We start from the raw sequence: 11984 nt of genomic DNA on the forward strand, positions 1-11984 counted from the left end.
ATCCGAAAAGCCATTTCCATTGCCGACGGGCGGCCTGACTCCGGCGCCCCTCGCCGCGCAGGATGACGCCGTGGTAGGCCAGCACCCCGGCGGCGATGGCGCTGAAGGCGATGGCCTGGGCCAGGTCGGCCAGCAGACTGCCCGGGAGCGGGTCGCCGAGCGCCACGCGCAGCAGGCGGGAGATAATATAGACCAGCCCGCCCAGGATGGTCAGCGTGGCGATGAAGAGAAAGCCATAGAGGTAGATCCGGCGCACCAGCGAGCCGCGCTCGTCGTCGCCGGCGGGGCCGTCGGCCACGGCCGCGCCCTGGGCCCGCCGCCAGATCAGCGCCCACACCGGCAGGCCGGCCAGCAGGGCCGAGAGCGACCAGGCCAGCTGCTCGCGCAGGTCGTTGCCGAGGCCCGCCGCGCCAAGCGCCCGGATCAGGACGCTGAGCACGCCGCCGAGGCCGATCAGCGCGGCGGCCAGGCCGATGCTGCCCACCAGATACCAGGAGAGCCGGCGCACCCCCGCCTGGCGCGGCACCTCGCGGATGCGGGCCGCGTCGGCGCGCAGCGTCATGCTGTGGTAGGCCCAGGCCACCGCCGCAACCAGCACCACCGGCAGCGGGTCGCGGATGTCGCCCTGCGGGGCGAGCCCGAGGGCCTGGCGCAGCAGGCCGGCCAGCATGAGGGTCGCGCCGCTGACGCCAGCCAGGGTGCTGAAGAAGACCACGGCGTGCAGGTAGAACTTGCGCAGGGCCGACTCGCGCTCGCCGATGTCGGGGCCGTGGAAGAGCGACTGGGCCAGACGCCAGGCCAGCACCCAGAGCGGCAGGCCGACCAGCAGGCCGGCGGCCGGGCTGATCAGAGCGAGGTCGCCCACGACGGTCGTGGCCCCGCCGAGCTGATAGAGCAGCCAGCGCAGCAGCCCGATCGCCGCCTGGGTGGTCATCAGCAGCCCAACCAGGCTGAAGCCCAGCAGGTACAGCCGGCGGAAGAGCGCGCCCTCACCGTCCGGCGGGACGGTCGCCGCGTCGTCCGAGGCCACCTGCCGGTGATAGAGCCAGAGCAGCCCCAGCACCAGCAGCGCGGCCAGCTCGCCCATCACGCCCTGGGCGACGCTGCGCCCGGAGCTGAGCGGGTAGTCGCCGTGCCAGCCGCCGGACGGGTCGAGCAGCAGGCCCAGCAGCCCGCGGAGCAGGGCGTAGGCGCTGCCGGCCCAGGGCGCCAGCAGCGCGGCCATGTTCGTGTAGAGGTAGAGCCGGCGCAGCGACGCCCCGCGCTCCTCACGGTCGCCCCCGGCCAGCCGCTGCGCCCAGAGCCAGTGGATCACAAAGACCGGCAGGCCGATCACGATCACCGCGACCTGGAAGGCGATCGCCGCAGTTGAGCCGCTGTTGCCCCAGACCCCCAGCACGTTGCGCAGCAGCGCGATCAGCGCCCAGGCCACCGACTGCAGGCTGATCGTCGCCACCAGGAAGATATACCAGCGTCGTACGCTATTCATCGTTGTGCCACGCTTTCATCATGTCATACCATTTCAGATTGCAGATTTTGGATTGCAGATTGCCGTGCATGGCGGTCCAACGCGATCTGGCGGCGGCGTGTAGGCGGCTTGCTCAATTCCAGTTGGTATCATGTAGGCTAGGCCCAATACTTTTCGAGTAACGTATTGCATTTAGGCCCATATACGCGGCGCGCGCGCTACGCTCTGCAATCTGCAATCTGCAATCTGCAATCTGCAATCACCCTACTCGCAGGGGCGGCTCTGGCCCCAGCACGAGGCCCAGTACGACTCGGCGCTGATCAGCTGCCAGGAGTCGCCCTGGCGGCGCAGATTCATGCTGAAGGAGGTGCTGTACTGGCCGCTGCTGAAGAGCCCGCCCTCGGAGAAGCGCGTCTCGCTCACCGTGACCGCCGCCCGGTCGCCGGTGATGCGCTCATCGCCGACGCTGATCGTGGAGGACTCACGGCTGAAGGACCAGCTGTAGCGCGAGTCGATGTCGGCGACAAAGTCGTCGACGGTGGGCGGGTAGCCCCTGAGGTCGGGCGACAGATAGCCGTAGGCGCGCGCGCTGTCGCGCTGCTTGATCGCCAGGATGTAGTTGTGGGCGACGCCGCCGGGCGTCGTGTCGGGCAGGTAGCCCTGGGGCGTGCGGGTCAGGGCCAGGGCCAGGGCGGCCACCACGAGCACCACAACCCCGGAGATGATCGCGAGCAGAAAGCGGTCGGTCTGTTTCATGGCAAATCCCCGATCATAGGTGATGGGACAGGGGGCCCGGTCTCAGGACACTACGCCCTGAGCCCTGCGCTCGATCATATCGCAACAGCCGTGCCCGTGATCGCACAGGGGGAGACGATATGGTAGCATAATGTGCGTCCAGCCCGACGCGACCCACCTAATGCATCCACCTGCTCGGCTGCGGCCGGGCCGAGCTCGCGCTGCTCTCACCGCTGGTTGAGAGCTTCGACAGCAGCGGCCCGCTGCGCGCCGCCGGGTTCGGGTATGGAAATATTCAGCCAAACTTTTCCCCGCGATACGAACTCTCGCCTGAAAAGCTGAAACGCAGCCGCGAGTCGCGGATCGCCTATTTCCTATGCCAACTGAGAGACCGGGTCGGCCTACCCTGGGCGCCGGCCGACCCGGCCACGCTGCTCGACGACCCGGAGCACAACGCGATCGAGGCACGCTACCGCCAGCAACAGCTCATCGACTGAGCGGTCGTTTACCGCATTGGGATGCGGAATAATAATTGACAGGCGCTCTTAGTTGTGCTACAATATGAGTGGACACAAAGACGGAGACCCGCGTGGAGGACACATCATGACCACGACAACCCTGCACGAAGCCGAGACGCTGGAGACACTGCGCCAGTTCGCCGACCTGGAGGGCTGCTTCGACCTGCTCGACGAGCACCCGAACGCCGCGCCGGCAGCCGCGCACGAGGCGCTGTTCCACGATGGCAGCGAGCTGGCCGTCCGGTTCGCCATCGCCGTCATCCGCGAGCGGATGGGCGTGGAGCTGCGCGCAGACGAGGAGCTGAGCGAGATGGCGATCATCGAGATCCTCGACCCCGCGAAGGGCTACCCGACGCTGGAGACGCGGGCCTACGCGGCGCTGATCGCGCTCGCGCTCCCTGGCCCGGACGAGGAGCGCCGGAACAACGCGTACTTCGCCAGCTATCTGCTCCGCTACGACCCCGGTATTGGCCTGGCGGTCTCGCTCAACGCGATGCGCGCGAGCCACGGCCTCGGCCCGACCGGCTGGTAATTTACGAGGAACCCATGAGCACACCCTCTCGCCCGAACATCCTGTTCGACCCGCGCATCCCGCCGCTGATCGCCGCCCTCAACGACAACCAGGTCGCCACCGTCCTGCGCCAGATGTGCGAGGCGTGGACGCCCGAGGAAAACCCCGACGACCTGGTGGCGGGCGGGCCAGACAACAACCGCGGTCTGCTGCTCGAAGTCGCCGGCATGAACGTGGCGATGGGCGGCGAGCCCGAGTTCGCCACACTCAAAGCCTTTATCGCCCGCGCGACCGCAGACCCGACCGCCTGATCATTGTCGACATCCTGCTGACCTGAAGCCCGGCCCACAGTGGCCGGGCTTTGCCGTTTCAACCGTTCGAAAGCGAGGACACCAATGGTTGCCAAGACCTACGCGGTTTCGACCCAGCACGACCATCCCGCCGTGCAGCAGCTCGCCCGCTGTATCGAGTGTCTCCGCTCGGTCTGCGACGGCGCCGTGAGCCGCGACTATCAGGGCTTCTCGGCCTTCGACGCGAACCTGGGCCACTACCTGGCCGACCAGCTTGCCAACCACCAGGGCTGGAGCCGCCAGGATCTCGGTTACGCGGTGCAGCTGGCCTGGCGCTACCGCGAGCAGCTCGGCCGGGCCGGGCTGAGCTTCCCGACCTACGCGGAGCTGAAGGCCGAGATCGAGGATCTGCCCGAGGCCGAGACGATCGCGGTCGCGCCGACGCCCAGCACGGCTGGCGTGCGGCTCTACCGGCTGGGGAGCTGGCTGTGCCTGGCCTTCAGCCACTACGACCACGGCAAGCTCGCCCAGCTGATGAGCGCCACGCCGATGGAGGATCGCTGGTGGGACGAGGCCGGCACCCGGTGGCTGATCAACCCGCGCCACGCGGCCGGGCTGAGCGCGCTGTACGGCGTGGATGTCGAGGATGCTCCGACCGACGTGCTGCCGATCTCCGCAGACACCCAGCCGGCCGCCCAGCCCACCCCCGCGCCCGCCCGCGCCCGCACGGCCGGCGACGTGGACACGGTGACGATCGCCGACTACGACGCCACCCACGTTGCTGTGCGCTGCCCGTTCGCCCTGAAGGACACGCTCAAGGCCGCCGTGCCGTGGAAGCACCGCGAATGGGTCGGCGCGACGAAGACCTGGGTCGTCGACCGCGTCTTCGAGGCCACGGTGCGCGCCGTCCTGGGGGTGGCCTGATGGGCGGCTATATGCTGGCCTTCGGCCACTGTATCAGCTGCGGCGCGTTCTTCAGCTTCAACCCCGAGCGCGTGCCGTCCATCCGCGCCAACGACGCTGGCCAGCCCGACCCGGCTGGCCGGCGCGAGCCGGTGTGCCGGGACTGCTGGAACCGCCGGCAGGCCTACCGCCGTCAGCAGGGTCTCCCCGAGGAAACCCTGCTGCCTGGCGCATATGAGCCCGAGCCCGAGCAGTCCGAAGCGAACGAATGAACATCTCTACCAACGCTCAGCTGTATGCGCGCCGCTGGCAGGTTCGATGGATAGGATGTTCGTGTCGTGCAGATGGTGGATCGTAGTGGTTTCCTGAGCACCCCCATGCGACATGCCGCACATCGGTACGGCAGGAAGTCCCTACAGGTGGTGGATCGCAGGGACTTCCTGAGCGAGTGATGTTGGGTAGTTGATATAGAAAGAGACTGCGTATATACATGTATATTTGGATTGATCATAGCACATTACATTAGATCCCTAAATAAAAGTTCCCACTGCTGTTGATCGTCATTTGTCAAATCTCTGTAATGCAGTATCTGGAGCCGTAACGGAATACTCGTATTTTCCAACAAAACAGGTATCAGCTTTCGTTGTAATGCACCAGGGTCTTGAGTCTGAGCCATTGCATTCTCAAATTTAGACCACTCACTGGAAATATAGTCAGGCGTTAACACTATTAGTACTCGTTTGCAATCTATTACACCTCTTTGCATTTCTTCCACGCTAAAACTTCCTGCTTGAAAATCACGAATATCAATTATCACTGAAAACCCTCGCTGCTCTAAGGCAGGAAGCAACTTTTCTCTCACCCATTGGCCATTCTTGTGACTGTAACTAATAAAAACATCTTTTTTGTAAAGAGTTGACGACAATGGCGTATTTGATCCAATCACACTCATCTTAACTGCCTTTCGATTGACTTTGGGTTCTAGTACTTGAAGGGTTGTCAATAAGACAAGCACGAGTAGACCACCAAATATCATACTCCATAATAATACCGGATTTGTTTTAATAAAATCAGGAACATCTACAGACGCATAATTGGTTAAGAGACTTAATACAAATCCAACTATTGCAATCAAAAAACTCATAAGGATAGCAAATGGACGTATTTTTTTCATGTAAAAACCCCCTAATCGATGATTGACTTAATAGTTTCTCTAATCGCCACCAAGCTCTCCAGTAGTTCAACTAGAGGCAAGGAGTATTTCAAAGACTTGTAATCTTCCAATTTTTGTATTGCGAGATCTGCAATAAGAAGAGCCTGTCCGTATTCATGTTGAGCAAGTTTTGATTGTGCTTCAGCGAGATCTGCCCAGTATGCCTCATACAAAGTATAAGGATTACCTGTAGTAAGATAGGGCTGAATACTTCTTCGAGCGTTATACCAATTACCTAGACCACGATATAACTTAGCTGTAATAGTAGCAATCACCTCTTCATCACGTTGATTTTTTGGTCTATAACTATTAATGATTTGCAACGCATAATTCAATTGTTCTTCTTTGACGCTTTTGTCTGTTAATTGCGAAACTTCAGCCCAGATAATATTTGCCAGGCTTAGAACTGCCTGTGTAGCACCATATCGCCTGGCATTTTCGGCGTAAAACCTCGCATCTTTATAATTCTCCTTCTTTCGATATATCTCAGCAAGACGATAATTTAATCTACTATCATCAGGATTCTCATCAAGAGCATCGTGTAGCAAAGGCAAAGCACGATCCTCAAAGCCTGCTTGAATCAATGCTTCAGCATAAAGACCCAAATGTAGACGATCAAAATAGGAACTACGACGACGAGCCTCTTCAAGCCATCGTTTGGCTTCACGTGCATTATGACGAATATCATCTTCGGAAAGCAAGGGATTATCTTCTAACTCCCTTAATAGAAGTTGAGCAAGACCAATATAATTCTCGGGATAAGGGTGCGGACTGTAAACTTCGATCCCCTTACGATACAATTCTTTTGCTTCTTCTAAATTGCCACTATATTCAGCAAGTAATGCTTTTTCACGATACAACCGGGCAGTAAATCGTTTTCTGAAATCTTTTCTCTCAAGATCTTCTATTATTTTCGATGCTCTTTGCAGGCTTGAGCCAATACGCTTTCGACGATAACTACGAGCCTGATAAAGCATCACTTCCAGATCATCTGGATTAAGGCGTAACCACTTTTCCGCATAATAGAGAGCCTTATCATTATCTTGTTTTGTTTGATAATAGAAGAAAACCATTTCTCGCAGTACGCCTTCTATGCTAACAGGCAAACGCTCTGCAAGCGCGTCTTCACCTACAGACCGAAGAAGGCGACCGGCTGGAATGGCATACCGAAGCACTTCATTTGATTTCCATACAACATTGTTATTTGACAGCCCAGCCTCATGAGAAATATGCAATAGCTCCTGATTAGAGGAAAGTGCCTTGTCAAATGCAAACTTTCCGTAGTCCCGAGCAATGCTATCCATTAGCTCAGATTGTTCCTCTAATTGGCGCTGGAAGTACGAAACAAGAAACCGATGCATATAAACATATTCACCACTTAAATCTAATATCAACTTATTTACAAGTTCAAATCTTGCTTGTTGAACTTGTTCTATAGAGTAAGCTTGTAAGACCTTCACAGCCATCATATCTTCGATAGACATAGGTTCTTGCACAACAGCAAGTATCTGTAGTATCATGTGTTGAATTTCGCTCAATTGCTCTTGATTGATAGCACGAAGTATATGTTGTGCAAGGCTAAGCTGTATTCTTTGCCTGGATTGGATCGAAAGCGTTAAGTCTCCAAACTTTATCTGCGAGGCAACTATTTTTGCCACTAGAGGATAACCTCCTATCATTTGAACAGTATCATCAAAAGCAGAGCCATTGATATCGCTGATTCTTACGGGACTGTCTTCTAATAACAAATCAATGTACTCTCGAATATATACATCATCAATTTCTCCTAAACGAAAAACATCTGCATTACTAGCGATTAATGCAGAATATTCAGGACGGCGAGTTATTGCAACAACAATACGGGTATCAATATTTCGTTTGATAAACTTTTCCAGAAACCTCTCAAAGTATGGCAGCACATAATTAGATGCATCTAGCCCTTCTTCAGCATCATCTATAAAAACATAATAATCATTTGCTCGTTTAGATACTGCATCAAGTGCCAATTCCACTAAAGTTTCTTTAGAAATACTAGTATCACCCAAGGGTTGAAGAGTGCGCGCTTCTTTAATAATTTCTCTGGCAAGGCGATCTTCTGAATGACCGCGTGTTAATTCAATAGTCATGGGTCTTCTACTCAGTTTCTCCGAAACAGTCTTTTTTACAAAAGAAGACTTACCAATACCTGCTAAACCAAGGACAAATACGATCTGATTCCTTCGTGATGTCAAAGAGAAACGATCTCCATCACTGCCTCTATCAACATAAAGTGTCTCACGAGATCTAGTAGTGATGGTTTTGTCTATAAGTTCTGCTAAGGCCATAAAATTCCGCTCAATCTCATCTTTGTCTTTCATTGAAACATCAATCAGACTGTCTTGGAGAGCTAACTGCAATTGAATTGATAGTTCAGCAGCGTCTAGTCTTATTCCAACCACTCGAAAATCGCTTGCCATCATTGCACGAGTAGTTGTCATATTTAATTCTCTTTGCACCCAAGGGGAAATGATAGAGTTGGCACTTAAAAAAACTACAAACCACTTGGCATTTACAACAGCATCATCTATAACATTTGATACTAAATCACCAGCAAATAAGTCAAAATCTCTCATCCACACCTGATCACCAGTATAAGCAGTAATGATGTCGCGTAATTGCAACGCCACATCTCTGTCCTCGGGAGCATAGGACAAGAAGACGGTCTTTGAACTTGCCACTTCTCACCTCCAATATCTTAGGCTTTCAGATCTGAAAGACCGTAGCATTACGTCGAGAAGCCATCCAAGTTACACTCAAACAAAAGTTTCGCAATTACTTAGCATATCAACCTCATACGCAGTAATCTCTTTCACCTACTCTACAGAAGTATAGCACGAACATCTATAACTGTGAAGCTATCCACACATAGTAGTTCATCGGTAAATGCTCGGCATGGGCTTTCGGGATGCGGCGCCCAACGCCCATTCGACGGTGAGCACCCGGCGTCGAGGCGACGCTGCCGATCGTTGGCAAACGCTGGCTGCACCTGGCTACCTCCTGGGCGGCGACTGGTTCACTAAGGCATGTTTCAAACCAGCTTGACAGTTCGATCTGAGCAACAGATTGTTGCAGCGCATCCTGATGCGGCAGCCAGCTCAAGGTAATCCCATACCGGATAGTTCAAACTGTCAAGCTGGATCGCCCGATTCTGAAACATGCCTAACGGCACGATCTCCCATGATGTCGAATGGCAACTCGCTCGCGCAATCTTCGGCAAGGGAAGCGGAAGAAAATACTTGTCCCTTTCGCACCGTCTCGAATCGAAGGCACCTTGCCCTGATGCGGTGGAAGTGCGAAGACGGGATAGATATTTTCTTCCGCTTCCCCAACATCTTGCGCGCCTCCTGGCTCTATAGCGGTGGGCGAGACGGTTGAGCCAGATGCAAGCGGAAGCAGGAAGGTCTATTCTGTGAAGAACGAAGGTGCATCCACACGCGGAACCTCCGTCGATATCAGAGAGGCTGCCGCTCATGCCAACTAACTAGATAGGCGCTCATAGAGCGCGGGCTCAACTGATCTGACCACCGCTATAAGCCAGGTGGCGCTTTTCGTCTATGCCAACCTACAGCATCCAGCGCGTGTTCGGCGGCGACTTCCGCCGCGCCGTGCAGCACTACATCGCCACGAATCACTATATGCGCTCATCGGGCGGCTCAGGCCAGCTCTTCGCGGTGATGGCCGACGACGAGGTCGCCGGCGCCTGTCTCGTCGGCGCGACCAGCTCAGAGAACCAGACCCGGAGCCTGATCGCCGGCGCTTGTCTCATCGGCCCGGCCGGTTCGCAGGATGCCGAGCGCAGCATCGCCACCGGCGTATTGGTGCGGCAGATCAAGCGCCTCGTGGTCGCCGACGATGTGCCGTCAAACGTCATCCCCGAGAGCAAGCTGCTCCGCCACGCGATGCGTGAGGTAACAGACGAATACGGCGTGCCGGTGCTGTTCGTCGCCTACGCCGACCAGGCCGCGACGGATCTGCGCACCGGCCACCCGCTCCCTGGCTGGGTCTACCTGGCGGCGGGCTTCTTCTACGCCGGCGCGACCACATCGCGGCGATCTTGCTGCATCGACCACCACGGCGCGGCCAGGAACACGCGCCAGGGCGAGCAGACCATCAGCCGACGCAACCTGCCCCGGGCCGGACAGGTATTCCAGGGCGAACACGTGACAAAGGACTGGCGGATGGCAAAGCTGCCGCCGGCCAGGATCTGGCTGGCCGTCGTGACGCCATCAAGCTACACCAAGCGGCAGGCCAAGCACGCCTGGCGCGCCGCCTGGGCCAGCCTCGACCCGCGCCGGCGCGTGGCCGCGCGGCAGTGGATAAGCCATGTAGCCTGGCGGCGGGCCCAGGCCGCCGGCGTCGTCGCCATCGGCGAGCCCCGGCCGCGCCACCTGCGCCGGCTCGACCGCTTCCAGCCCGCCTGGTGGCGCGGCCAGCAGCTGACCCGCACCGCCGCGCCGGTCTGGGTGCCGTTTCGCTACCAGCAGCGCATGTTGCTGCTCGACGATGTGCTCGGCGAGGCCACGGCTGGCCGGGCCTACGCGCCGCTGATCAGCGGCGAAGGAGATCCGCAATGAAGCCCAAGAAGAAGCTCAGGCTCCTGGAACGCGTGCTGGCTCGGCACACCAACGCGCGCTTTGTGCGGTACGCATGCCGCGTTCCCATCCGCATCCGCAATGACGAGCGGCCCGCCTTCGCCGAAGGCCTGCGATTTGGCGCGTTCGGCGTGGTCGAGGATGGCGATGGTGACGGGTATCGCATCCACCACGTGCCGACGGGGGCGCTATGTTTCTATGCCACGGATCTATGGGAGGCGATCGCGATTTGCGGCGCGCTGCATATGGTTCCCGTGGACTGGCCAACCATCACGCTCGAAGACGCCCAGCGCCTCCGCAACAACGAGGGCTACATGTCGGGGGTGCGCCAGATGCATCAGGTGTGCTCCGCGCTGCGCAGAGCCGCCCAGGAGACTGAGGTGGCGGGCATGTCGAGTGGGGCGTGTACGAGTCCTACGGAAATAGTGCAGAATGTCCACAATGCTGGTCGCAGCAACGCGGTACACTAAGCTGCGCAGACCCACCATACCCACGCCGGCACAAAGGGCCGACACCGCAATGAACACTTCAGCTATCGGCCTTGATGCCCGGATCACGACGCTTTCCGCACCCGCCCGCTCCGAGTTCGGCCACGACCACTATGCCTACCAGGATGGCCAGCGCCTCCTGATCGGCACCACTCGCACGCTTCGCCCACTCGAGAGTGAGACTGGCAGCGACTTTCGCCACCGCATCAATGCGATCGTGGCCGCGATCAGCGGGTATGTGACGATCAGCATTGAGGTGGACGAGGAGATCCGCGCCGGAGTGATTGTGCAGGCAACAATCCGGGTGCGCTACCCGCCCGAGCCAGCCGCCATTCGCACCGACGCCCGTACCGCTGGCGGAAGGCCAGCGGGACCACGGGGGAGCAGGGCGCGCGCGTAGTGCCCACGCAGCTGGCTCATCGAAGGAGATCTCCGGGCCAGCAGCGATGTCGCGCGGCCTGTCTCGCCCGCTCGGTCTCTCGGGCGGGCGTTTTTGATCGGATCACCATCGTGTCGGGCTGCCCGAAGATTACCCAGGATCGGGGCACGCATTGCTGCCGCTGGTGTCCTCTGCATTGTGCTACAATCATGTAGCACAATGCAGAGGACACCAGCGGAGATCCTATGCGCCCCGACCCCGACATGAGCGACACCACCGACACGCTGGAATGGAAGGCCTGCCCCGACTGCTATGCGGAGGGGCGCGTCCCCTACATCTTGCGTGTCGCCGATCACTTCTACATGAAAAAGGCGCCGCGCTACAAGGGCGGCTACCGCGTTAGTGCCTACTGCAAGGAGCATGAGAAGCAGCGGGCGGCGGCGCAGCGCGCGAAGCAGAAGGCCGAGCGCGCCGAGCTGAAGGCCGAGGAGGAGGCGACGGGCATCACGCCGCCGGCGCTGGCCACGCTACGGGCGAAGTGGCGGGCCGAGTGGAACGGGCGGTCGCGTGAGCAGCGCCGCATGGCGCACCGCAACACCATCCAGGCCAACCCGGAAACCCATCGGGCCAACGTCCGGCGCTACATCGCCGCGCACCGCGACTCCGAGCGGGCCAGGAAGGCCGCGTGGTACGCAGCAAACCGCGAGGCGGTGCTGGAGCGGATGCGTCACCGGCGCAGCCGGCTGCGCCTCACCAGCAAGCCATCATAACGGTCATCTCACCATGCTATAGTGAGCCAAGAAGGCAGCGACTACGCGCCACCCGCACCCTGCGGTGGCGCGTTTTTG

12 protein-coding genes are annotated in these 11984 nt (G+C 58.4%); 8 read left to right on the plus strand and 4 right to left on the minus strand.

The window, feature by feature from the left end; translation table 11 throughout:
• Both K2Z83_RS15545 and K2Z83_RS15550 read right to left on the minus strand, forming a co-directional pair.
• On the minus strand, positions 1-1489 hold a 1489-nt coding region (locus K2Z83_RS15545), incomplete at its 3' end, for a DUF5671 domain-containing protein (RefSeq protein ID WP_220596109.1).
• 243 nt (positions 1490-1732) lie between these two features.
• Complete coding sequence (locus K2Z83_RS15550) at positions 1733-2224, minus strand: nuclear transport factor 2 family protein (RefSeq protein WP_220596110.1); 492 nt, start codon at positions 2222-2224, stop codon at positions 1733-1735.
• Positions 2225-2806: 582 nt separating this feature from the next.
• On the opposite strand from K2Z83_RS15550, the gene K2Z83_RS15555 reads away from it, so the two are divergent.
• The 4 genes from K2Z83_RS15555 to K2Z83_RS15570 all read left to right on the plus strand — a co-directional run bounded on the left by K2Z83_RS15555 (position 2807) and on the right by K2Z83_RS15570 (position 4697).
• Positions 2807-3253, plus strand: a complete 447-nt coding sequence (locus K2Z83_RS15555; RefSeq protein WP_220596111.1) for a hypothetical protein — start codon at positions 2807-2809, stop codon at positions 3251-3253.
• A 14-nt stretch (positions 3254-3267) separates the two neighbouring features.
• The gene (locus K2Z83_RS15560; protein WP_220596112.1) at positions 3268-3543 is read left to right on the plus strand and encodes a hypothetical protein; all 276 of its coding nucleotides are present in this window, start codon (positions 3268-3270) and stop codon (positions 3541-3543) included.
• Positions 3544-3627: 84 nt separating this feature from the next.
• Positions 3628-4446, plus strand: a complete 819-nt coding sequence (locus K2Z83_RS15565) for a hypothetical protein (RefSeq protein WP_220596113.1) — start codon at positions 3628-3630, stop codon at positions 4444-4446.
• Positions 4446-4697, plus strand: coding sequence for a hypothetical protein (locus K2Z83_RS15570; RefSeq protein ID WP_220596114.1), 252 nt, complete (start codon positions 4446-4448; stop codon positions 4695-4697). The genes K2Z83_RS15565 and K2Z83_RS15570 overlap by 1 nt, the downstream gene beginning before the upstream one ends.
• A gap of 245 nt (positions 4698-4942) precedes the next feature.
• Here K2Z83_RS15570 and K2Z83_RS15575 read toward each other — a convergent pair whose 3' ends face one another.
• Together K2Z83_RS15575 and K2Z83_RS15580 are read right to left on the minus strand one after the other, a co-directional pair.
• Positions 4943-5599, minus strand: a complete 657-nt coding sequence (locus K2Z83_RS15575; RefSeq protein WP_220596115.1) for a toll/interleukin-1 receptor domain-containing protein — start codon at positions 5597-5599, stop codon at positions 4943-4945.
• Positions 5600-5610: 11 nt separating this feature from the next.
• Positions 5611-8355 carry a TIR domain-containing protein gene (locus tag K2Z83_RS15580; protein WP_220596116.1) on the minus strand — a complete coding sequence of 915 codons (2745 nt, stop codon included), beginning with the start codon at positions 8353-8355 and terminating at the stop codon, positions 5611-5613.
• Positions 8356-9231: 876 nt separating this feature from the next.
• Here K2Z83_RS15580 and K2Z83_RS15585 point away from each other — a divergent pair.
• The 4 genes from K2Z83_RS15585 (at position 9232) to K2Z83_RS15600 (ending at position 11906) form a co-directional block, all read left to right on the plus strand.
• Positions 9232-10251: a hypothetical protein gene (locus tag K2Z83_RS15585; protein ID WP_220596117.1), complete on the plus strand. Its 1020-nt coding sequence runs from the start codon at positions 9232-9234 to the stop codon at positions 10249-10251.
• Positions 10248-10739, plus strand: a complete 492-nt coding sequence (locus K2Z83_RS15590) for a hypothetical protein (RefSeq protein WP_220596118.1) — start codon at positions 10248-10250, stop codon at positions 10737-10739. Before K2Z83_RS15585 ends, K2Z83_RS15590 begins: the two co-directional genes overlap by 4 nt.
• Before the next feature lie 49 nt (positions 10740-10788).
• A complete protein-coding gene (locus tag K2Z83_RS15595) occupies positions 10789-11157 on the plus strand; it encodes a hypothetical protein (protein ID WP_220596119.1) in 369 nt (122 codons plus the stop codon).
• 224 nt (positions 11158-11381) lie between these two features.
• On the plus strand, positions 11382-11906 hold the full coding sequence (locus K2Z83_RS15600) for a hypothetical protein (protein ID WP_220596120.1): 525 nt from the start codon (positions 11382-11384) through the stop codon (positions 11904-11906).
• Positions 11907-11984: the final 78 nt, after the last annotated feature.

This window comes from Oscillochloris sp. ZM17-4, from assembly GCF_019599295.1.
Classification (GTDB): Bacteria; Chloroflexota; Chloroflexia; order Chloroflexales; family Chloroflexaceae; genus Oscillochloris.